15 protein-coding genes and 1 pseudogene are annotated in these 22,539 nt (G+C 57.2%); 6 read left to right on the top strand and 10 right to left on the bottom strand.

What is annotated here, in order from left to right:
* Window positions 1-385: 385 nt before the first annotated feature.
* Complete coding sequence (locus OGX84_RS14255) at window positions 386-1,777, bottom strand: NarK family nitrate/nitrite MFS transporter (RefSeq protein WP_024130296.1); 1,392 nt, start codon at window positions 1,775-1,777, stop codon at window positions 386-388.
* Window positions 1,778-2,136: 359 nt separating this feature from the next.
* Between OGX84_RS14255 and narX the strand changes: the two genes are divergently transcribed.
* Together narX and narL are read left to right on the top strand one after the other, a co-directional pair.
* Window positions 2,137-3,933 carry a nitrate/nitrite two-component system sensor histidine kinase NarX gene (gene narX, locus OGX84_RS14250; protein WP_112002041.1) on the top strand — a complete coding sequence of 599 codons (1,797 nt, stop codon included), beginning with the start codon at window positions 2,137-2,139 and terminating at the stop codon, window positions 3,931-3,933.
* Window positions 3,926-4,576 (top strand): two-component system response regulator NarL, encoded by a 651-nt coding sequence (gene narL / locus OGX84_RS14245; RefSeq protein WP_012132179.1) that lies wholly within the window; start codon window positions 3,926-3,928, stop codon window positions 4,574-4,576. The genes narX and narL overlap by 8 nt, the downstream gene beginning before the upstream one ends.
* On the opposite strand, the gene OGX84_RS14240 is transcribed toward narL, so the two are convergent.
* From OGX84_RS14240 to nasR, 7 genes are all read right to left on the bottom strand, one after another.
* Window positions 4,577-5,983 (bottom strand): YchO/YchP family invasin, encoded by a 1,407-nt coding sequence (locus tag OGX84_RS14240; RefSeq protein ID WP_024130295.1) that lies wholly within the window; start codon window positions 5,981-5,983, stop codon window positions 4,577-4,579.
* Window positions 5,984-6,077: 94 nt separating this feature from the next.
* Window positions 6,078-8,690: a nitrate reductase gene (locus OGX84_RS14235; RefSeq protein WP_112002040.1), complete on the bottom strand. Its 2,613-nt coding sequence runs from the start codon at window positions 8,688-8,690 to the stop codon at window positions 6,078-6,080.
* Window positions 8,687-12,754: a nitrite reductase large subunit NirB gene (gene nirB / locus OGX84_RS14230; RefSeq protein WP_112002039.1), complete on the bottom strand. Its 4,068-nt coding sequence runs from the start codon at window positions 12,752-12,754 to the stop codon at window positions 8,687-8,689. Before nirB ends, OGX84_RS14235 begins: the two co-directional genes overlap by 4 nt.
* A gap of 9 nt (window positions 12,755-12,763) precedes the next feature.
* Entirely contained in the window at window positions 12,764-13,552 is a 789-nt protein-coding gene (locus OGX84_RS14225) for an ABC transporter ATP-binding protein (RefSeq protein ID WP_012132175.1), read from the bottom strand.
* 10 nt (window positions 13,553-13,562) lie between these two features.
* Window positions 13,563-14,444: a nitrate ABC transporter permease gene (ntrB, locus tag OGX84_RS14220; protein ID WP_012132174.1), complete on the bottom strand. Its 882-nt coding sequence runs from the start codon at window positions 14,442-14,444 to the stop codon at window positions 13,563-13,565.
* 1 nt (window position 14,445) lies between these two features.
* Window positions 14,446-15,705 (bottom strand): CmpA/NrtA family ABC transporter substrate-binding protein, encoded by a 1,260-nt coding sequence (locus OGX84_RS14215; protein WP_047463436.1) that lies wholly within the window; start codon window positions 15,703-15,705, stop codon window positions 14,446-14,448.
* A gap of 239 nt (window positions 15,706-15,944) precedes the next feature.
* Window positions 15,945-17,141, bottom strand: coding sequence for a nitrate regulatory protein NasR (gene nasR / locus OGX84_RS14210; RefSeq protein ID WP_012132172.1), 1,197 nt, complete (start codon window positions 17,139-17,141; stop codon window positions 15,945-15,947).
* Between the two features lie 74 nt (window positions 17,142-17,215).
* On the opposite strand from nasR, the gene OGX84_RS14205 reads away from it, so the two are divergent.
* From OGX84_RS14205 to OGX84_RS14195, 3 genes are all read left to right on the top strand, one after another.
* Window positions 17,216-17,569 (top strand): DsrE/DsrF/TusD sulfur relay family protein, encoded by a 354-nt coding sequence (locus tag OGX84_RS14205; RefSeq protein WP_012132171.1) that lies wholly within the window; start codon window positions 17,216-17,218, stop codon window positions 17,567-17,569.
* Window positions 17,570-17,729: 160 nt separating this feature from the next.
* The gene (locus OGX84_RS14200; protein WP_047463434.1) at window positions 17,730-19,514 is read left to right on the top strand and encodes a methyl-accepting chemotaxis protein; all 1,785 of its coding nucleotides are present in this window, start codon (window positions 17,730-17,732) and stop codon (window positions 19,512-19,514) included.
* A 210-nt stretch (window positions 19,515-19,724) separates the two neighbouring features.
* Window positions 19,725-19,970: a DUF1883 domain-containing protein gene (locus OGX84_RS14195; RefSeq protein ID WP_012132167.1), complete on the top strand. Its 246-nt coding sequence runs from the start codon at window positions 19,725-19,727 to the stop codon at window positions 19,968-19,970.
* Window positions 19,971-20,000: 30 nt separating this feature from the next.
* On the opposite strand, the gene OGX84_RS14190 is transcribed toward OGX84_RS14195, so the two are convergent.
* Together OGX84_RS14190 and chaB are read right to left on the bottom strand one after the other, a co-directional pair.
* Window positions 20,001-20,696: a gamma-glutamylcyclotransferase gene (locus tag OGX84_RS14190; protein ID WP_049010648.1), complete on the bottom strand. Its 696-nt coding sequence runs from the start codon at window positions 20,694-20,696 to the stop codon at window positions 20,001-20,003.
* A 174-nt stretch (window positions 20,697-20,870) separates the two neighbouring features.
* Window positions 20,871-21,095 (bottom strand): annotated as a pseudogene (gene chaB / locus OGX84_RS14185) (putative cation transport regulator ChaB); the annotation flags it as partial.
* 271 nt (window positions 21,096-21,366) lie between these two features.
* Between chaB and chaA the strand changes: the two are divergent.
* Window positions 21,367-22,467 (top strand): sodium-potassium/proton antiporter ChaA, encoded by a 1,101-nt coding sequence (gene chaA / locus OGX84_RS14180; protein ID WP_012132163.1) that lies wholly within the window; start codon window positions 21,367-21,369, stop codon window positions 22,465-22,467.
* Window positions 22,468-22,539: the final 72 nt, after the last annotated feature.

The following is a 22,539-nucleotide window of genomic DNA, read 5'->3' as shown; positions in this document are numbered from 1 at the left end:
TCCTGTTTGGAGCCTGACGGCTCTCTGATAAATCGACATTGCTGGATTGGCTGTGAAGGTAACGCTCTGAAAGGGCGTCAGAATTGATAACGATCAAGGCAGACGGGGATGAAAATCGGGGGTGTTTTTTGACATACCCCTTAAGGAGGATGATTCTTATTCATTCAACATACTGATTAATATAAATATTTTCAAATTCATCCATTATGTAAATGTTAAATTCTTTATAAGTGGGTATTAAGGGGTATGCCCCCTGCAAGGCATAAATGAACGCTGTTCTGACAAACCGGCGCTATTTATTTATAAATAAGTATGTTGTAACTAAAAACAGGCAAAAAAAAGCGCGGTCTAACGCCGCGCAATGGATAATCAAACAATTACTTTTTTATTTTTTAGAATGACGTCCGTATACCGCCCAGGTGATGACTACGCAGGCGATATAGAAAATCAGGAACACTTTCATCGCATCGACCGGTGAGCCGGTTAATGCCAGAGATGTCCCGAATGCTTTCGGAATAAAGAAACCGCCGATTGCGCCAATCGCAGAGATAAAGCCCAATGCGGCTGCGGTATCGGTCGCAGCTTCACGCAGCGCTTTCTCTTCAGAGCCCCCTTCCGCTTTAACCCTGTCCATCGTCAGCTTGCGGAAAATAACGGAGATCATCTGGAAAGTAGACCCACTGCCCAACCCGGCAGTCAGGAACAGCGCCAGGAAGACAACGAAGAAGGCGATAAAGCTGCCGCCCTGGCCGTTAGAAGGCAAGGTCAGGAACAGTAAAGCGCTGAAAATCGCCATCAGCACAAAATTAACCAGCGTCACCCGCGTTCCGCCCAGACGGTCGGAAATTGCCCCGCCCGCAGAACGGGCCAGCGCGCCGATTAACGGGCCGAAGAAGGCATAATGCAGGATCTGTACTTCCGGGAACTGCGTTTTAGACAGCATCGCAAACCCGGCGGAGAAGCCGATGAATGAACCGAACGTCGCCAGATACAGCAGGCTCATCATCCACAGGTGCCCACGTTTAAGTACCGGCAACTGATCTTTCAGCGAAGCCTTCGAGGTCGCCAGCTCATTCATACCGAACCAGGCGGCCAGGGTGAAAATGGCCAGGAACGGCACCCAAATCCAGGCGGCGTTCGCCAGATACAGCTGCGAACCGTCCGGCTGTTCCACACCGTGACTGCCAAATACGGCAAAGACAGACAACGAGACCACCAGCGGCGCGACCAGCTGCATAACGCTCACGCCCATGTTGCCTAAACCGCCGTTCAGACCCAGCGCACCGCCCTGTTTCTGTTTTGGAAAGAAGAAGCTGATGTTAGCCATGCTGGAGGCAAAGTTCGCGCCGGCAAAACCGCACAGCAGAGAAATCAGAATAAAGGTGCTAAACGGCGTGGAGGTGTCCTGCACGGCAAAACCTAACCATACGCAAGGAATGACCAGAATCCCGGTGCTGAACGCCGTCCAGCGGCGGCCGCCAAACAGAGGAACCATAAAGGAGTACGGCACACGCAGTAATGCGCCAGAAACAGACGGCAAGGCGGTCAGCATGAACAGCTGATCGGTGGTGAAGTTAAAACCGACCTTCGGTAAATTCACCGCGACGGCGCTGAATAACATCCATACACAAAACGCCAGCAGCAAACAGGGGACGGAAATCCACAGGTTGCGGCTGGCAACACGATGACCACGCTGTTCCCAGAAAGCGGGATCTTCCGGCCGCCATTCTGTGATTACAGCTCCAGATGCCCTTTCGGGGGCAGATGAGTGACTCATAGACACCTCTGTTACTCGATTCGATGTCTGCCACATTAGGGTTTACAGCCGGGGGTAAGTTGATATAAATCAAAGGAAAAGCCGTCATTATTCGCGGCTAAAAATTATCATGCCCCTTAGTGAGTAGGCTTTGTCGACAAAAAAGATGTGGTTTTTCACGGTGCTGTATAACCCTACCCCCCGGCTTCGCGATCCCCTCCCACCACCAGCAATTAAGAGGTAACTCGTTATAGGTATGGGTATACTCCAGGGTATGACTGAGAATAACGTCACTGTCGAAACGCCCCTCGGTGAGCATCCCGGCAGAATCGTCATTCATTAAGGTTTCCTGAGCAGGAAGCCTGAAGGAAGAAGTCTACATGTTTAAACGTTGTCTCTCTCCACTCACGCTGGTCAACCAACTGGCGCTTATTGTTCTCCTGTCCACCGCTATCGGTGTGGCGGGCATGGCTATCTCTGGCTGGCTGGTTCAGGGCGTACAAGGCAGCGCTCATGCGATCAACAAGGCCGGTTCGCTGCGTATGCAGAGCTATCGCCTGCTGGCAGCAGTGCCGCTGAGCGCCCACGACCAAAAACTGCTGGATGAGATGAAACAGACGGCGTTCAGCCCTGAACTGACCCGCGCTGCGGAACGCGACGGGCAACAAGAGCAGCTTCGCGCACTACAGGACTACTGGCATACGGAACTGGCGCCAGGGCTGCAACGCGCGCAGGACAGAAACGCCGTTGCCGGCGATGTTATGCGTTTTGTCTCCGGTCTGGATCGGTTAGTCACCGCCTTTGATCACACGACCGAGCTGCGCATTGAGCGCGTGGTGATGGTGCATCGGTTAATGGCCATCTTTATGGCGTTGCTGTTCGTCTTTACGATCATCTGGCTACGGGCGCGCCTGCTGCAACCGTGGAAACAACTGCTTTCGATGGCGCGAGCCGTCAGCCAGCGCGACTTCACCCAGCGGGCGCATATCAGCGGGCGCAATGAGATGGCGATGTTAGGCTCAGCGCTCAACAACATGTCAGAAGAACTGGCCGAAAGTTACGCCGTGCTGGAACAACGCGTGCAGGAAAAGACGGCCGGGCTGGAGCATAAAAACCAGATCCTCTCATTCCTGTGGCAGGCCAACCGCCGCCTGCATTCCCAGGTGCCACTGTGCGAGCGCCTCTCCCCGGTGCTGAACGGCCTGCAAAACCTGACGCTGCTGCACGATATTGAACTGCGGGTTTATGACCTGGAAGATGAAGATAATCATCAGGAGTTCACCTGCCAGTCCGACAGCAGTTGTGATGACAAAGGGTGCCACCTCTGCCCGCGCGGCGCGCTGCCCGCGATCAACGGCGGCAGCACGCTGAAATGGCGACTTACCGATGCCCATACGCAATACGGCATTCTGCTGGCGACGCTGCCGCACGGGCGCCATCTGAGTCACGATCAGCAGCAGATGATTGATACGCTGGTCGAGCAATTGACCGCTACGCTGGCGCTGGACAGAAATCAGGAACGCCAGCAACAGTTGATTGTGATGGAAGAGCGTGCCACCATTGCCCGCGAACTTCATGATTCTATTGCACAATCGCTCTCCTGCATGAAGATGCAGGTCAGCTGTCTGCAAATGCAGGGCGCGACGTTGCCGGAAAGCAGCCGCGAGTTGCTCAGCCAGATCCGCAACGAACTGAATACCTCCTGGGTACAGCTACGTGAACTGTTGACCACCTTCCGGTTACAGTTGACCGAACCCGGCCTGCGGCCTGCGCTGGAGGCGAGCTGTCAGGAATATAGCGCCCGATTTGGTTTTACGGTGAAGCTGGATTATCAGCTCCCGCCGCGACGGGTGCCGTCGCATCAGGCTATCCACCTGTTGCAAATTGCCCGCGAAGCGTTAAGTAACGCCCTCAAGCATTCCCATGCCGATGAGGTGGCCGTCGCCGTGGTGCAAAATGGCAATCAGGTCAAACTGACAGTAAAAGACAACGGCTGCGGCGTACCAGAAAACGCCGAGCGCAGTAACCATTATGGCATGATTATTATGCGTGACCGCGCGCAGAGCCTGCGTGGCGATTGTCGTGTACGCCGTCGTGAGACGGGCGGTACGGAAGTTGCTGTCACCTTTATTCCCGAAACAAACTTCACAGAAGTCCAAGGAGATACCCATGAGTAATCAGGAACCGGCTACCATCCTGCTGATCGACGATCATCCGATGTTACGGACCGGTGTTAAACAGCTTGTCAGCATGGCGCCCGATATTAGCGTGATCGGCGAAGCCAGTAATGGCGAGCAGGGTATTGAGCTGGCAGAGTCTCTTGATCCCGATCTGATCCTGCTGGATCTGAACATGCCGGGCATGAACGGTCTGGAAACCCTGGATAAGCTGCGTGAGAAATCACTGTCAGGCCGTATCGTGGTATTCAGCGTGTCCAATCATGAAGAAGACGTGGTGACGGCGCTGAAGCGCGGCGCAGACGGCTATCTGTTAAAAGATATGGAGCCGGAAGATCTGCTGAAAGCCTTACAGCAAGCGGCCGCTGGCGAAATGGTGCTGAGCGAAGCGTTAACGCCGGTTCTGGCCGCCAGTCTGCGGGCAAACCGCGCGACCTCTGACCGCGACGTGACCCAACTGACGCCGCGCGAACGCGATATCCTGAAGCTGATCGCCCAGGGACTGCCGAATAAAATGATCGCCCGCCGCCTGGATATCACCGAGAGTACGGTCAAAGTGCATGTGAAACATATGCTGAAGAAGATGAAACTGAAGTCACGCGTCGAAGCGGCGGTATGGGTGCATCAGGAACGCATCTTCTGATTACTCCTCCGGGAGCAGCTTCCAGCGCGGATCGTTATCGGGCATCGCCATAAACGGTTCAGTCAGTGATAGCGTGATCTCATTGGAGGAGACACGCTGGCCCTGCTCATCTTCAACAACGACCGACAGCCGCCAGCGATTTGTCGCCCCTTCGCTGCTGTCCCAGGCCGGCATGATAATGGTCCAGCCCTCTGCGCTGTCCGCCTTCGCTCCTGCCGTCAGACTCAGCGCCTGCGTATCGCCCTGCCACGTCACATGACGAACGCCATGCCGACTGCGAATCTGCACCTTCAGCGGCACCGTCTCGCCAGGCTGGAGATCCCACGGCGGCGTCGCCAGAAAAACAGTGAGCGTTTTACGCTGACGGTACTCCATCGTCGGGAGATTATTGCGCTGCGGGTTGTCATAGCGACTGCCGCGCAACGACTGACTCTCCGCCACCTCGCTGGCCGACAGCTGTTTGTTCAGCGGCACGCCAAAACGGTAATTCAGGTTCAACCCCAGATTATTCTGGCTCACCCCGCTCTCGCCCTGTTTATGTTGCGCCGTCACCGTCACCAACGGCACCGGCGTGTAATTAAGCCCCAGTTTTACCGCTACCGGATTATGGTATCCCGTGCCTGAGTCAAACAGATCCACCCGTTCGCCGAAATACTGTTCCACGCTGACGCTGGTGTTGAGGTGTTGATAAAACGGCATACGCATCTGCGCGGTAACATCGTAGCCGCGCGCCATACGCTGCTCTAAGGCGGTGGTCTGTTCATGCCAGGAAGCGAAAGGCTGGTAGTAATTGGCGGATAATCGCAGGTATTCGCCCCACGCTTCCGCGCCAAATCCCGCCCGTTGCAGATTTTCATCCAGCAGGTTGTCATAAAAAGTGTTGTACCCTAACAGCCAGCCGTCACGCGCCCAGCGTTGGCCGATGCCGACATTACTGACCAGGCCATCGTCCTGCTGAGTCAGCCCGAGTTGACTCCAGGTCAGATACCGCGTGTTGTCCTGCCAGGGAATAAACCAGCCCCCACGACTGCCGGTAAAGCTCCCTTCGTTATCAATCCTGAGATCGACACTCGCATTCCCCCAGGGCGAAAGCCAGGACTCCAGTTGATGATTCACCTGTTCACTCACGGCGTCCCGCACCTGGCCAAACGCAAACTGACGCGCCTGCTCGCCGGTATCCAGCCCATTGTCGGTCATGCTCGCTTCGCCAAAGGCTTTCACCATCTCAGCAAACTGTTTTTCACCTTCGTGTGACTCAGGCGTCATGCCCAAATCAGGTAAACCATCCTGGTTGTTATCGAAGGGATTTTCCGCCTGTTGAATAAACGAGGATTGCGCGCTGGCAGTACCGCCTGCCAGCAGCAAGAGTATGCAAAGGGAAAGAGGGCGATAAACAATACGGCTCAAATTGTCAGCTGCTTTTACATTAAACGAATGAAATCTCACACTTAACTAAAACCATAACGTTTCCATCCGCGTTTTGCAGCCCTTTATCGCATTTTCAGGAGAATCCCAGGCTTCCGGCGGATGCCGTTTGCGCCAGCAGCGCTTTCAGCTCCGGTACGCATGAGCCGCAGTTGGTGCCGCAGCGTAATGTTTTGCCCAGCGCCTGAACGGAGTCGCACCCTTGTGCGATAGCCTGCTGAATAGCACACTCCCCCACGCTAAAGCAGCTACAGATAATGCGTCCCTGGTCGGGCATCCCGCCGCCTGGTTTGCCGCTCAACAGGCCATGCCGTTCAGGGGCGTTTTCCGGCGGATGGCGGAACGCGGCAATCACCGCCGCATCGTCTGTTTCGGGTTTTATCGCATCTGACCAGAACCCCAGCATTAATTGTCCCGCCTGCCAGGCCAGAATATTCAGCCCCTGCGGCGTCTGCGCGGTCTGCAATTGCCAGCGCTGTTCGCGGCACATCGCCAGCAACCAGTCGCGATCGTCACGATCGCTTGCGAGGGTGAAACGCGCCACGCCTTCCGCCGCTTTACGCCACCAGTGAACAAAAGGAGGAAAGGTTATCTCTTCGCGGATGAACAGCTCCCCCTGCCAGCACGGCTGCCACGGCGTGATGCGTACCGCCGTTTGTTTACTCTCCGGCTGCCCTGATTGAGGATCGCAGACGGGCGCGACCAGCGCATTCACCCTTCCCTGCCGGGCAAAGCGATTATTCCAGTGCATCGGCGTAAACGCCGTCCCTTCCCGCAAGCCGGCCTGAATCACCACTCTGGCGACCATTACCCCGCGCGAAGAGCTGATACGGCCAAATGCGCCATCCACCAGGTGGAAACGGGCGGCATCGGACGGTGAAACCTCAACAATTGGTTCGCTAATGTGCTGCATAAGCCGAACCACCGTTCCGGTTCGGGTCATGGTGTGCCACTGATCGCGCAGGCGGCCGCTGTTTAAAATAAGTGGATAGAGTGCGTCACAGCGCGTTCTCATGCCCTCCGGTTCAACGGGCACCAGCCGCAGACGCTTATTGCGATGCCAGCCGCGAGCCAGGTCCAGCGCTCCGTGGTGACGGCTGACCGGCCAGCGGACAGGCGCCATTTCATCCCACGCCGCGCGGCTCAGATCCGCCAGCGCGCCAATATCAAACGCGCGGTCGCCGTCATTTTCAAACCCCGACAGCGCAGCGTGTTCCCGAAAGACATCCCACGCATCCTGCCAGGCGAATGCCTCGCCAAAGCCGAGTTGTTTCGCCATCTGCGCGACAATCCACCAGTCTGCTCTGGCCTCGCCGGGGGCGGTTAAAAATGCGCGCTGACGCGAGATGCGCCGTTCAGAGTTGGTCACGGTGCCGTTTTTCTCCCCCCAGGCCAGCGCCGGAAACCGGATATGCGCCAGTCGACTGGTATCGGTATCGGCCACCACCTCCGAGACAATGACCAACGGGCAGGCAGACAGCGCCTGACAGACGGCATGAGTGTCCGGCAGCGATACCGCCGGATTCGTGCCCATGATCCACACCGCCTTCACCTCGCCGCGCGCGATAGCGTCGAACAGATCCACCGCCATCAACCCCGGCGTCTGCGCCAGCCGCTCCGTGCCCCAGAAACGGGCAACCCGCGACAGATCCTGCGGCTCAAAATTCATGTGCGCCGCCAGCTGTGTCGCCAGCCCGCCGACTTCACGCCCTCCCATCGCATTTGGCTGTCCGGTCAGCGAAAAGGGTCCACAGCCTTCCCGCCCGTATTTACCGCTGGCAAGGTGTACGTTAATGATCGCATTGCATTTATCGCTGCCGCTGGCGGACTGGTTAATCCCCATCGTGTAAAGGGTGATTGCGCGCGGCGCGGTCAGAAAACCATCATAAAACCGGCGGATTTCCGCGGGTTCCAGACCACAAAATTGCGCGACTCGCTCAACAGGCCAGCGGCTGGCGCGGGCAAACGCCGCCTGCGCATCATCAAAATCGACGTCATATTCGCCGCTTGTCGCGATGGCGTGCAGCAGCCCGACAAACAGCCCGCCATCGCTGCCGGGCGTCAGAGCCAGGTGCATATCCGCAATATCACAGGTGGCGGTGCGCCGGGGATCAATCACCACCACTTTCATGGACGGGTTCTCTTTTCGCGCCTGCACCAGGCGCTGATAGAGCACCGGATGCGTCCACGCCGCGTTCGAGCCGACCAGAATCACCAGATCGCTGCGCTCTATATCTTCGTAGCTGCATGGCACCACATCCGCGCCAAACGCGCGTTTGTAGCCCGTAACGGCTGACGACATGCACAGGCGTGAATTGGTATCGATATTGGCCGCACCGATGAATCCCTTCATCAGTTTATTCGCCGCATAGTAGTCTTCCGTCAGCAGTTGTCCCGAGGCGTAGAAAGCCACCGACGTTGGGCCATATTGCGCGATGATGCTGCGCAGGCGCTCGCCCGCCGTGTTCAGCGCCTGCTGCCAGCTTACCGTTTCACCGTTAACCTGCGGGTGTAATAACCGTCCGGTCAGTCCGGTGGTTTCCCCCAGCGCGGCGCCTTTCACACACAGTCGCCCAAAATTGGCCGGGTGATCGGGATCGCCCTGAACCGTGACGCCCTGTTCGCTGACGCGGGCGATCACCCCACAGCCGACGCCGCAGTAAGGGCACGTTGTCCGGGTTTCATTCATGACGCCTCCGCACGCAGCAGTAGCGCCTGATTCCCGACCCATACCTTGCCCGCTTCGACTTTCACCGGCCAGGCGCGCACAACGGGCTCACCGCTGTCATACTGCCGACCATCGCGCAGGCGAATACGCTGTTTGTAGAGCGGTGAAATGACAACGGGCTCACCGCCGGCATCCCCCAGAATTCCCCGGGAAAGCACGTTTGCGTCGCTGCCGGGTTCATGGTTATCAAGGGCGTAAATCGTCTGACCAAAGCGAAACAGCGCAATTTGCAGGTTGCCTAAACGGGCGCCAATGCCCGCCTGCTCGGGGATCTCCTCCAGCTGACAAACCTCCTGCCAGGGTTTTGTCGGCAGGATGGTTCTCGCTGGCGCCGCCGGTTTCGCCAGCTGCGGCTGTCCACGTAGCATCTGGCGCGCTACGGCTTCATCCGGTTCGTCACCGTTCACGCTGGAGCGGAACAGCGCCAGACGCTGATGATCATTCAGCGTGGTTTGCCATTCACACTGGTATGTTTCCACAATCCGTGCCATCTCCTGTTCAAGCTCGTCGCCGATACCCAGGCTGTCGTGTATAACCACCTCGCGCAGATAGTCGATGCCCCCTTCAAGATTATCCATCCAGGTGCTGGTGCGTTGCAGGCGATCGGCGGTACGGATATAGAACATCAGGAAGCGATCCACGAATTTAATCAGCGTGGCGTCATCCAGATCGCTGGCGAACAGATCCGCATGACGCGGCTTCATACCGCCGTTTCCGCAGACATACAGGTTCCAGCCCTTATCGGTGGCGATCACGCCAACGTCTTTCCCCTGCGCTTCGGCACACTCGCGGGTACAGCCGGAGACCGCCATTTTGATTTTGTGCGGGGCGCGCAGTCCCTTGTAGCGGTTCTCCAGCGTGACGGCCAGACCGGTTGAATCCTGAACGCCATAGCGACACCAGGTTGACCCGACGCAGGATTTCACCGTGCGCAACGACTTCCCGTAGGCGTGCCCGGTTTCAAAACCGGCGGTAACCAGATCGCGCCAGATATCCGGCAGTTGTTCGAGGCGCGCGCCAAACAAGTCGATACGCTGCCCGCCGGTAATTTTGCTGTAGAGCTGATAACGTTTGGCGATTTCGCCAATGGCGATCAGCCCATCCGGCGTCACCTCGCCTGCCGCCATGCGCGGTACGACGGAATACGAACCGTCTTTCTGGATATTGGCAAAATAACGATCGTTGGTGTCCTGCAACGGCAGATGCGCAGGTTTTAGCAGATACTCATTCCAGCAGGAGGCCAGCACCGAGCCCACCAGCGGTTTGCAAATCTCACAACCATGCCCGCGACCATAGCGGCTAATCAACTGCTCAAAGGTGTGGATGCGGTTCACCCGCACTAGGTGGTAAATCTCCTGTCGCGAATACGCAAAGTGTTCGCAGATATCCTTTTTAACCTCCACGCCCTGTGCCGCCAGCTGGAACTCCATCACCTGTTTCACCAGCGCGCTGCACCCACCGCAGCCGGTTGCCGCTTTGGTGCACTGCTTGATTGCGCCCATCTCCGTTGCGCCCGCGCTGACCGCCTGGCAAATGTCCGCCTTGCTGACGTTATGACAAGAGCATATTTGCGCGCTGTCCGGTAATGCCGCAACGCCCAACGCTTTCGGCACGCTGCCCGCCAGTGCAGGTAAAATCAGCGATTCCGGCTGCCCAGGCAGCGCCATACCGTTAAGCATCATTTGCAATAACGTGGCGTAATCCGCCGCATCACCCACCAGCACGCCGCCCAGCAGCGTCTTGCCGTCCGCGCTGACCACAATTTTTTTGTAGATTTGCTCCGGGCCATGCGTCCACTGATAGCTTTGCGCGCCTGGCGTGCGCCCCTGCGCATCGCCGAACGAGGCCACATCCACTCCCAGCAATTTGAGTTTGGTGCTCATATCCGCCCCGCTGAACGCCGCATCTTCACCGGCCAACTGCGCTGCCACCACGCGCGCCATCTGGTAGCCCGGCGCAACCAGCCCGAACACCCTGCCGTCCCAGAGCGCACATTCACCGATGGCAAAAACATCCGCGTCAGAGGTCAGACAGTGGTTATCAATACACACCCCGCCGCGTTCTCCGATACGAAGTCCGGCGCCGCGCGCCAGCGCATCCTGCGGGCGAATACCGGCAGAAAACACCACCATATCCGTCTCCAGACGCTCACCATCCGTAAACACCAACTGTAACCCTTGCGGGGTGGAGTCAATTTCCGCAGTGGATTTCGAGGTATGCACGCTCACGCCCAGCGCCTCGATTTTTTCGCGCAGCATCGCCGCGCCAGCGTTATCAAGCTGAACCGCCATTAACGATGGCGCGAACTCGACAACATGCGTCTCCAGCCCTAATTGCCGCAAGGCGTTCGCCGCCTCCAGCCCCAACAGCCCGCCGCCAATCACCACCCCACGGCGAGAGTGTTTTGCCTTCGCGGCAATCGCATCCAGATCGTCCAGCGTGCGATAGACGAAACACGCCGCCGAATCACCGCCTTTCACTGGCGGAACAAAGGGATATGATCCGGTTGCCAGCACCAGTTTATCCCAGTGCGTTTCATGTCCGCTGGCGGTGCGAATAACGCGGGCATCCCGATCGATCGCCGTGACGCATTGCGACAACCGCAGCTCAATACCGTGGCGGGCAAAAAAATCGCCTTCCACCAGCGAGAGCGATTCTGCGCTGCGCCCGGCGAAATACTCCGACAGATGAACGCGGTCATAGGCGGCATAACGCTCTTCGCCAAAGACCACAATCTGATAGTCAAGATGCAGATTGCGGCTAACGCATTGCTCAAGAAAATGGTGGCCAACCATACCGTGTCCAACAACAGCCAACGTGGGTTTTGTCATAGTCACCTGTCCTGCAGCCGCAGGCTGCGTATCAAATCTGTCGAATAACCAGTCAGGATTCACCGACGCAGCCTGCGCCAGCGAATCAGTCAACGGCGCGGCGCTGCGGCAATCGCCCATCAGCAGCACCCCCTGTAACCGTCCATTGCGGATCAGCAGACGACGGTAATGGCCGCTCAGCGGGTCAAATGTGCGCAGCAGGTCATCACCTGCCGTGGCGTTTACCTCCCCGGCGCTGAACAGATCGATGCCCGTCACCTTCAGACGCGTACCGCTGTCCTGCCAGTGAAAATCAGCGCCGGGGGTTCCCGCCAGGCGAGCCGCCAGCACCTCCGCATGCGCCAGACAGGGCGCGACCAGCCCCCAGGTCTGACCGTCGATTTCACAGCACTCGCCTATCGCGCTGATCCCCGCCACCGCCGTGCGCAGTTGCCCGTCCACCACAATTCCACGCTGACAGGGCACCCCGCTTGCCTGCGCCAGCGCCGTATTGGGTTTTACGCCAGTGGCAATCACCACGCGCGTTGCAGACAGCACGCAACCGTTCGTCAACGTGACGTCATCAGGCGTAATCCTGTCGATACCGGACGACAGCACGCAGTCAATTCCGCGTGCGTTAAGGTGTTCCGCCAGCAGTTCCCCGGCCTGCTCATCCAACTGTTGCTCCATAAACCGATTGCCGCGATGAATTAACGTGACATTGTCACCTTTTAGTCGCAGCGCGGCGGCCGCTTCGACCCCAAGCACACCGCCGCCCAGCACGGCAACCGGCCCGCAGCCATGCAGGATGCTGTCCACATCGTTAATCGTGCGAAAAGCATGCACATGGGATAAATCAGCGCCGGGGATCGGCGGAATAAACGGAATCGAGCCGGTGGCAAACACCAGCGCATCCCACGCCAGCGTTCGACCGGTGGTGGTGGCGGTACGCGCTATCGCGTCAACGGCGATGACGGCTTCCCCCGTCAGCACCGTGACGCCGTGGCGCTGATACCACTCAGGCGGATGCAGCAGCGTCTGCGCAAAGCGCTTTTCGCCGCCCAGTACGGGCGAAAGCTGAATGCGGTTATACGCATGCTGCGGTTCTTCCCCCACCACGGTTATCGTGAAGGCCTGCGGCGCCCGCGCAAGCAGCGCCTCCACCAGACGGGTGGCGGCCATCCCGTTTCCGATAATGACCAGTCGCTGCGTCATACCGCCTCCCTACGCCGCCTTCGGCTGCTTTTCGTAGAGGAAGTGAAGAATCTGCTGGCGCAACTGGTGGTATCGGCTGTCGTCAGCCAACTGCACGCGATTACGCGGGCGAGGAAGCGTGACGGGCAAAATGTCGCCTACCGTCGCCGCCGGGCCGTTGGTCATCATCAGCACGCGATCGGAGAGCAGCACCGCTTCATCCACATCGTGGGTAATCAGCACAATGGTGGTATTGAGCGACTGCTGGATTTGCATCACCGTGTCCTGCAAGTGCGCGCGCGTCAGGGCGTCCAGCGCGCCAAACGGTTCATCCATCAGCAGCACTTTGGGTTTCATCGCCAGCGCCCTGGCGATGCCGACGCGCTGCTTCATCCCCCCGGACACTTCTCCCGGATGCTTGTGCATGGCGTGCCCCATTTGCACCCGTTCAAGATTGTGTTCAATCCATTCCCGACGCTCTGTTTTCCCCATCGTGCGGCGAAAGACCCGATCAACCGCCAGCGCAACGTTATCGAAGCAGGTCAGCCACGGCAGCAGCGAGTGATTCTGGAAGACCACCGCCCTTTCCGGCCCCGGCCCGGCGATTTCCCGGTTGTCGCAAATAAGCCCCCCGTCGGTAGGGAGCGTAATTCCGGCAATCAGATTCAACAGCGTCGATTTCCCGCAGCCGGAATGCCCAATAAGGCTGACGGTTTCACCTTCATGAATGTCGAAAGAGACGTTTTGCAACGCCAGAAATTCGCCGCTGGCGGTAGAAAAACGCTGACTGACAGCCTGTACCTGAATTAACGGTTTCATGGTGTTCCCCTTATTTTTCCTGCCAGCTAAAACGACGCGCCACCAGCATTAAGCCCTGCTCCAGCAACAGGCCAACCACGCCGATGATGACGATAGCGATGAGAATGTTTTCCACATTGAGGTTGTTCCACTCGTTCCAGATCCAAAAGCCAATGCCGAGGCCGCCGGTGAGCATTTCCGCCGCCACAATCACCAGCCAGGCGATGCCGATAGACAGGCGTACGCCGGTCAGCACCGCAGGCAGAACCGCCGGAAAGAGAATACGGCGCATCACCGTCCATTCCGGGAGTTGCAGGACACGGGCAACGTTAAGGTAATCCTGTGGGATGCGTCGCACGCCTTCGGCGGTGTTGATCACCATCGGCCAGATAGAGCAGATAAAAATAGTCCAGCTTGATGCCGGTTCCGCTTTCTGAAACAGCAGCAAGCCAATTGGCAACCAGGCCAGCGGGCTGACCGGTCGCAGCAGCGCGATCAGCGGGGTAAACATGCGTGAGAAAAAGGTGAACCGGCCGATCAGGAAGCCAAGCGGAATCCCCACCAGCGCCGCCAGCCCAAAACCAATCGCCACACGCTGTAGCGACGCCAGCACATTCCAGCCAATCCCCATATCATTAGGCCCACCGTTATAAAACGGGTCGGCAAACAGCGTCAGCGCGGAATCAAGGGTGCTGAGCGGCGTCGGGAAGCCTTTGCTGTTAATGGCCGCCAGTTGCCAGCCCACCACCAGCAGCGCCAGCCCCAGCAATGCGGGAACGGTTCGCTGCGCCAGCGTTCGCATCAGATGCGACAGCGGCGGATTACGCCTGCGCACCGTAACGGGCGGCAGCGTAATCACTTCACCGGCGGCGGGTTCAGGAATGCGTCTTTGCGCGTTTTGTACTGTTTTCATGTCAGGCCCCTTGATGATGGAGAGTGAAGCTGTTGGCGTAACGTTCGGGGTCCCGCCCGGTCCATACGGAACCATCCATGAGGGTGCTGGTGCGTAACAGCTGAGAAGGCGGCGTGATGCCGCCTACCGCTGCGGCGGCGTCCCGCCAGATGTCCGTGCGGTTAATCCGGGCGGCGATGGCGTTATAATCCGGCGCGTCCTTGAGCAGCCCCCAGCGACGAAACTGCGTCAGGAACCACATCCCGTCGGAATGCCACGGAAAACTCACTTCCGCATCGTGATAAAAACGAATGGCGTGCGCGTCCTGCCAGCGATGCCCTGCGCCGTTGTCGTACTCGCCCAACATACGTCCGGTCAGGTACTGCTCTTTAGTGTTGAGCCAGGCGCGACGAGCCAGTATTTGTGCGGTTTCGCGTCGGTTTTCCACTGAGGCGTCGATCCAGCGCGCCGCCTCCAGTACCGCGCTGACCAGCGCTCTGGCGGTGTTTGGATGTTGTTCGACCCAGTCACGGCGCGTTCCCAGGATTTTTTCCGGGTGATCGGGCCAGATGGCCTGCGAGGTCGTGGCGGTAAAACCAATGCGATCATTAATCGCACGGGCATTCCACGGTTCACCGACGCAAAAACCCACCATGTTGCCAATACGCATGTTCATCACCATTTGCGGCGGCGGCACGACGACCATTCGGACATCAGAGAACGGGTTAATCCCCGCGCTGGCCAGCCAGTAATAGAGCCACATCGCATGCGTTCCGGTCGGAAAGGTATGCGCAAAGGTGTAAGTGCCGGGCGCTTGTCCGGCGATCATGTTTTTCAATCCGCCAGCGTCGGTAATACCTTTCTCCTGGAGCGCCGTCGACAGCGTGATTGCCTGCCCGTTCTGATTTAGCGTCATCAGGTTCGCCATCGGCTGCGGCTTACTGGCGATACCAAGCTCAAGACCATAGAGCAGGCCATACAGCACATGCGCCGCGTCCAGTTCGCCGGAAACGAGTTTGTCGCGCACCGCCGCCCAACTGGCCTCTTTGGTCGGCACGAGGGTAATGCCGTATTTCTTATCAAACCCTTTCAACGCGGCGATGATCAGCGGCGCGCAGTCGGTGAGCGGAATAAAGCCGACTCTGACAATTTCAAGTTCGGGTTTGTCCGACCCTGCCGCCCACACGGACTGCATCAAACCGGGCACCAGCAGCACCCCGCCCATCGCGGCCCCTGCCTGCAATAATCGACGTCGCGTCAATGAAACAGACCTGTCACCCATACATGCTCCCCATTGCAAAAAAAAGCGCCCGGCAATGCCGAAGCATTGCAGGACGCCTTTATCCCAAACGCGCGCAAACCGTCGTTGGTTTGCCGCTAAACTGTTTTCAGAACTCTTTTACCATTTCAGTCCTGCAATTCAGATGCCAACATCAACATGCCCCTATTCCGCCGCTTTTCAGGCGGTACGCGAACGCGCTTGCACCCGAATCTGGCACACGATGCCCAGCCGTTGTGCAGCTACCCTTTGGTTGTCACCTGCCAGAGCGATTTCACCGTGAGCAGCGCACGCGCGATGTCCACCATCCGCTGGTTCTTATCCATCGCCATTTTGCGCAGCGACTGCCAGGCCTGCTCTTCAGACAGATTCTGGTGATGCATCAGCACATATTTGGCCTTATCAATAACCTTTCGCTCCTCCAGCGCATCCTGTAGCGACGCCAGTTGCCCGCTGAGCTGCTCCAGCTCCCGCGCCTGTTGCCGCACAACCAGCAGCAACTGCTTATCCCGGCGCAATGAGAACGTATCGTCGGTGGCATCATCCAGCCAGCTGGCGAGCGGCAACGTTGTCTCATCCTGCGCCAGACGACGCTCCACCGCAGACATTAACTCGGCGATCAGCATCTCCTCGATGCTGCGCAGTTGCTCCAGCCGTTGCGTCTGGAGCGTGAACCAGCGTAAAGCGCTTTCGCCCTTATCGGGCGCAGGCTGGCGCGTACAGGCCAGACGGCGCCACTGTTCGATAGCGGCTTCCGCTTCGCACTGCTGGCGAAATGCGTGAACCACCGTCGGAGACGCCAGCGATATAAAGGTGTCAAAGCAGAGCTGCTGTCCGTCAATGCGATCCACCAGCTCCTGTCGCATCTCGTGGCTGAACGCCCCTTGCGTAAACCCTATCGCCCCCAGCGCCCGCTCTTGCCCCACCAGCTCCTTACCCTGCATAAAGCTATACAGCGCGACCATCCCTCCGGCGATGTGGGGATGGTCGATGTTGTCGTTAAGCTGCGGCACAATGCTTAACAGGTGGCGCAGCGTTCGGCTGTACTGATCCATCGCCTGTGGCGCATCGCTATGCCGTCCACTGACCGCTTCGCGCAACTGCGGCAACTGCTCCAGACACCAGACAGCCCCGGCGATGCGATGACAGAGCGCGCTGTTCGCCATCGGCCTCATCTCCTGCAACAGGGACTGCAACCGGGCGTGTTCTTCGTCCACCAGCGCGCGGCTGGCGCGTATCTCCGGCCCATAAAGTTGCCCTGCGGAACACAACCAGATGTTGGATGCGCCGCGTTCGCACTGTAGCATATGCACCAGATGGCTAATCCGGGACACCAGCTTCCCTGACTGCGCCAGTTGGCGAAGCTGCGTATTCTCAAGCTGGCGCGCATAATGAAACCATTGGGTGGCGCCGGGGCGGCTTTCCATATTCGTCATCATCGTTGCTCTCCCGGGTAACAGGTCTACCCGTAACTACAAGCAATATCCATGCCCCCCTGACAACAGGAGTCAAAATGCAAAAGATAGTGATCGTCGCAAACGGTGCGGCATACGGTAGCGAAGCGTTATTTAACAGCCTGCGTCTGGCCATTGCGCTACGTGAACAGGCCGGCGACCTCGACCTGCGTTTATTTTTAATGTCGGATGCCGTCACCGCAGGATTACGCGGACAGAAGCCTGCGGAAGGTTACAATATCCAGCAAATGCTGGAGATCCTGACCGCGCAGGACGTCCCGGTGAAACTGTGTAAAACCTGTACCGACGGGCGGGGAATCACCACATTGCCGCTCATTGACGGCGTGGAAGTCGGTACGCTGGTCGAACTGGCCCAGTGGACGCTGGCGGCGGATAAAGTTCTGACCTTCTGATCCCTGGCGCGGGAATTGCCCCTGGTTTCCGCGCACCTTCATTAGCGCTTAACGCGCGTTTAGCCCTGCTGATACTATTTTCTTATGGACGCGGTTGCAGCCTCAAGATTCGTCGCCCGGTAACCGATAGGATTTCCAATACCACACTGAAGGAAATACTATGTTCAGCTCAATTCGCGCCCGTATTATTGCGGCGACAACGGGATGTCTGGTTGTCGCCCTCCTCCTTAACACGCTGATTAACCTTCAGGTAACGCGTCTCGATAACCGACAAGCGCAGCAGGATACGCTCACCAGCACCAGCGCCAGCCACAGTCTGGCGATTACCGACTGGGTTAGCAGCAAAATGAATATGATTTCCTCGTTGCAGCAGGCGGCGCTAACCGACGATCCGGTGCCGGTATTTCGTCAAATGGCGCTGGGCGGCGGCTTTACGAATATCTATGTCGGGTATGCCAGCAAAACAGCAAAATTCTCCGACCCGGCAGGCATACCGCCAGATTTCGATCCGACATCACGTCCCTGGTATCAACAGGTTGTCAGCGCTGACGCCGCCGTCGTTACGGCCCCCTATGTTGATGCCGGAACCGGCAAGCTGGTGGTAACGTTCGCCGTTCCGGTGAAAGAGAATGGCGAACTGAAAGCGGTGGTCGCCGGTGATGTCGCGATGGATGCCGTCGTGGCGAATGTACACGGTATTCGACCGACGCCCGCCAGCAGCGGTATGTTGCTCGACCAAAACGGAACGCTCATCGCCGCCAACGATCCGGCGCTGACGATGAAACCTTTCGCGCAGGTCGTCAGCGGCGTGGATTTCAATCAGGTAAAAAGCGGACACCCTGTTCAGGCGCTGATCGGCGAGAGTAGTAAAACGCTGCTGGCGACGCCAGTGCAAGGAACCCACTGGTGGCTGGTCGTGGCGTTAGACGAAAAAGAGGCAACCTCCGGCATGCTGGCGCTGCTGAAGGCGTCCACCCTGTCCCTGTTGCTGTTGGTTCTCGCGGGCGGCGCAGTGATGCACCTTCTGGTGGCTCGCCTGATGAAGCGTCTGTCCACGATCCGCGACGCGATGCATGCCATTGCCAACGGGACGAACGATTTGTCTCAGCGTTTGCCGGACAGCGGCACGGACGAAGTCGCGCAAATCGCCAGGGCGTTTAACGGTTTTAGCGATAAGCTGTCCGTAGTGATGGTACAGCTACGCGATGCCAGCGCCTCGGTGAAAATGGCCGCGCAGGAGATTGCCGCCGGTAACCGCGACCTTTCAGGCCGTACCGAGCAGGCCGCCTCCAGCCTGCGTGAAACCGCCAGCGCCGTTGAGCAAATCACCGCATCGGTCGCCCAGTCCACGGAATCTGCCGCCGAAGCCAACGATCAGGCGCAAAAAGCCTCACAGGCCGCCACGCGCGGCGGCGACGTGGTCTCGCAGGCAATCACGACAATGCAATCCATTGAAGGGGCATCGGCGAAAATCGGCGATATCACCAGCGTGATCGACGGCATTGCGTTCCAGACCAATATTCTGGCGCTGAATGCTTCGGTCGAAGCCGCCCGGGCGGGAGAGCAAGGCCGCGGGTTTGCCGTTGTCGCGGGTGAAGTGCGCAACCTTGCCAGCCGCAGCGCGCAGGCGGCAAAAGAGATTAAATCGTTGATCGACTCCACAACCACCAGCGTCGCGACAGGTTCACGTTATGTTCATCTGGCCGGAGAAAGTATGCAGGAGATCCTGTCCAGCATCGGCCATGTCTCCGGCATCATGCATGAAATCAGCATCGCCACCAGTGAGCAGATGAAAGGCATTCAGGAAATAAATCACTCCGTGAACCACCTTGATCGCATGGTGCAACAGAACGCTGAACTGGTGGTGCAGTCTGCCGCTGCCGCAGGCGCCTTGCAGAGCCAGGCAGGCGAGCTGGCTGAAACTGCCGGGCATTTCCGAATTTAATCTTATAAGGGCGTGTTTTTGTCGAAAGTTACCACGCCCTTTCAATGATTTTCAGGTATTTTGTCATTTTTGTTTAATGGTTATGCCATTTTTTGATCAAAATCAGCATCCGTGAGCTCACCCTTTGGTGTTATGCAGTGAGTGAAATGTGAACAACATCACGCAGCACTTCCGTAAGGGAGTACGTTGTTTTCAAGAACGGGGTGAAAAATGGCATTAGTGAAAGCAAGTTTGAAATTGTTTGGTGGGGATACGGTGATAGTGCGTTGTTCTGAACGCTGCCACATCCATTTAATGAGCGAGAAAAAACACGTCAAAGACACGCAGACCGATATTTTAAGCGTGCAGAACCGTGATAATGCCTGGCTGACCGTACCGTACACCGGTGTCTGGAACGTGCTGATCGACAGCCACAGCCAGTCACTGGAACACTCCATCAGTTATATCGCAGCCTGATGTTTTTGCCCCTGGATTCAGGGGCAACGCTCAGGCAAATCCGGGGTTGAATCCCCTTTCCGGCTGATTCTCACCTAACAAGCCTCTGACTTTCGCCACCAGATCGTTCAGGCAATCGTCCCGCATCCCCAGTCTGGCAAGCTCCTGTTCCAGCGAGAACAGATATTGCGCGTTGGTGCCCAACGGCCCACTGGCAGCAGCGATCAGCGGCGCGATAATCTGAGCGCGAGTATCCGACTCATACAGCGGGTGTCGCGGGTCCATAATAAACACCAGCGCATTGACCGTCCGGCCATCATCCAGCGCCAGCTGGCACCAGGTGGGAAGATAGCAGCCGGTAATCATTTCCCGCTTCCACAGCAGCGTCAGCTCCTGCTCCAGCGCGTTCTCCGGCAGTTTATAAGCCACGCCAGTAGTTCGCCCGCCCTCTTTCAGCGCCAGCATCCGTCCGGGCTGGCACGCCGTTCCACGCCCTGCCGTCAGACGCAGACAAAACGCCCGGTGCCAGCCGACCAGCGTACCGGTACAGGACTCGTCAAATTCTAACGCCGGATTCCACATCAACGATCCATAACCGAAGATCCACACCGGTCCATCATCGGGCCTACAGGCAAGCGTCGCCGCCAGTGAAGCGGCCCGTTGTTCTGCTGACCAAAGTAGTGATTCTTCAATAGCGCCAAACGCCGTTTTACAATCGGCATTCAGTAAAAAATCACGCGTTAACACCTTACACCTCCGCCACTGCAAACTTCCCTGCAACACTTTTTTGACGCCTTCCGGGCATTTTAACTGCTCATTTTGAAACCACTAACAGGACAATATGCAATTCAATCGCCGCTTGCAAGGCAACAGACGCTCAACGCGCATCATTTGCCTGGTCTGGCACGAAGACGAACAGCGCTTTTTATGCCACTTATCATCGTCCCCTTTTTGGTAATCATTTTTGACGGCAGCCCAGGCAACCTTATGCGCGATCTCCTCCCGGCTGGCGTCGTCACGTCTGTCCGCTTTATCTTTATATTGTTCCCAGGCGCTATTAAACGCCTCTTTATAGATATCCTGCGCGTGTGCAGGCAGCACATCCTGAACGCTTTCCGGCAAATCGCTTTTCGTTTTATAAGGCATTGCTGACTCCTCTTTTTGCTGTAAACCTTTAGTGTGGTCAACAATGTTTTGTCTCGCCAGTCGGGTGCTATTTTACTTTTTATTTGTCACTAACCCACTGTTATTCATATACTCTCTAAACAAGACGTACTTTTTTATTCACTCTGCGGGGAAAAATAGCCCATGCCGTAAAATTACGTAAAAACACAATGATGAAGCCGCGATTTCTGTTATTTTTTACAATCTTTAATACATTTATAATTAAAAACACCTGCGGAGATGGAGAATCATAATGACACACGCACATGAGGCGGTGAAAACCCGCCACAAGGAGACCTCGCTTATTTTCCCGGTTCTGGCACTGGTGGTGCTGTTCTTATGGGGAAGCAGTCAGTCACTACCAGTGGTCATCGGTATTAATATACTTGCCCTTATTGGTATTTTAAGCAGCGCTTTCAGCGTTGTCCGCCATGCGGATGTATTAGCGCACCGACTCGGCGAACCCTACGGTTCCCTGATCTTAAGTCTTTCTGTCGTTATTCTGGAAGTGAGTTTAATTTCCGCATTGATGGCCACCGGCGACGCCGCGCCAACGCTGATGCGCGATACGCTCTATTCAATCATCATGATTGTAACTGGCGGACTGGTCGGTTTTTCTCTGCTGCTTGGCGGTCGTAAATTCGCCACGCAATATATGAACCTGTTTGGCATTAAACAGTATTTAATTGCCCTGTTTCCGCTGGCGATTATCGTGCTGGTCTTCCCTATGGCGCTGCCAGGGGCGAATTTTACTACGGCTCAGGCGCTGTTAGTGGCGCTTATTTCCGCCGCAATGTACGGCGTTTTCCTACTGATTCAGACGAAAACGCACCAGAGTTTATTCGTTTACGAGCATGAAGATGAAAGTGATGACGATGACCCGCACCACGGCAAGCCGTCCGCGCACAGCAACATCTGGCACGCTGTATGGCTGATCGTACATCTGATTGCCGTTATCGCCGTGACGAAAATGAACGCCAATCCGCTGGAGACACTGTTAACCGAACTGAATGCGCCAGTGGCATTTACCGGTTTCCTCGTGGCCTTGCTGATCCTCTCCCCTGAAGGGCTGGGCGCGCTGAAAGCGGTGTTGAATAACCAGGTACAGCGAGCCATGAACCTGTTCTTTGGTTCGGTACTGGCAACCATCTCCCTGACCGTACCGGTGGTGACGCTGATTGCATGGGCTACCGGAAATGACCTGCTCTTCGGTTTGGGCGCCCCGGAGATGGTGGTAATGGTGGCCTCACTGGTGCTGTGCCACATTTCCTTCTCGACCGGGCGAACCAATGTGTTGAACGGCGCGGCGCATCTGGCTCTGTTTATCGCTTACCTGATGACCATTTTTGCCTGACGGACAAAAAAGCCCGGTAGCGTTTACGCTTTCCGGGCTTACGAAACCGCGTTTATTGTAGGCCGGATACGG

It is taken from the genome of Citrobacter sp. CK202 (assembly GCF_030333225.1).
In the GTDB taxonomy this organism is placed as follows: domain Bacteria; phylum Pseudomonadota; class Gammaproteobacteria; order Enterobacterales; family Enterobacteriaceae; genus Citrobacter_B; species Citrobacter_B koseri.
This window is presented reverse-complemented; position numbering and strand designations above follow the sequence as displayed.

What these genes read in the sequence shown, in the direction of transcription:
- OGX84_RS14255 (WP_024130296.1), bottom strand. Translation starts at nt 1,777, where the DNA reads ATGAGTCACTCATCTGCCCCCGAAAGGGCATCTGGAGCTGTAATCACA.
- narX (WP_112002041.1), top strand. Translation starts at nt 2,137, where the DNA reads ATGTTTAAACGTTGTCTCTCTCCACTCACGCTGGTCAACCAACTGGCG.
- narL (WP_012132179.1), top strand. Translation starts at nt 3,926, where the DNA reads ATGAGTAATCAGGAACCGGCTACCATCCTGCTGATCGACGATCATCCG.
- OGX84_RS14235 (WP_112002040.1), bottom strand. Translation starts at nt 8,690, where the DNA reads ATGAATGAAACCCGGACAACGTGCCCTTACTGCGGCGTCGGCTGTGGG.
- nirB (WP_112002039.1), bottom strand. Translation starts at nt 12,754, where the DNA reads ATGACGCAGCGACTGGTCATTATCGGAAACGGGATGGCCGCCACCCGT.
- OGX84_RS14225 (WP_012132175.1), bottom strand. Translation starts at nt 13,552, where the DNA reads ATGAAACCGTTAATTCAGGTACAGGCTGTCAGTCAGCGTTTTTCTACC.
- ntrB (WP_012132174.1), bottom strand. Translation starts at nt 14,444, where the DNA reads ATGAAAACAGTACAAAACGCGCAAAGACGCATTCCTGAACCCGCCGCC.
- OGX84_RS14215 (WP_047463436.1), bottom strand. Translation starts at nt 15,705, where the DNA reads ATGGGTGACAGGTCTGTTTCATTGACGCGACGTCGATTATTGCAGGCA.
- nasR (WP_012132172.1), bottom strand. Translation starts at nt 17,141, where the DNA reads ATGATGACGAATATGGAAAGCCGCCCCGGCGCCACCCAATGGTTTCAT.
- OGX84_RS14205 (WP_012132171.1), top strand. Translation starts at nt 17,216, where the DNA reads ATGCAAAAGATAGTGATCGTCGCAAACGGTGCGGCATACGGTAGCGAA.
- OGX84_RS14200 (WP_047463434.1), top strand. Translation starts at nt 17,730, where the DNA reads ATGTTCAGCTCAATTCGCGCCCGTATTATTGCGGCGACAACGGGATGT.
- OGX84_RS14195 (WP_012132167.1), top strand. Translation starts at nt 19,725, where the DNA reads ATGGCATTAGTGAAAGCAAGTTTGAAATTGTTTGGTGGGGATACGGTG.
- chaA (WP_012132163.1), top strand. Translation starts at nt 21,367, where the DNA reads ATGACACACGCACATGAGGCGGTGAAAACCCGCCACAAGGAGACCTCG.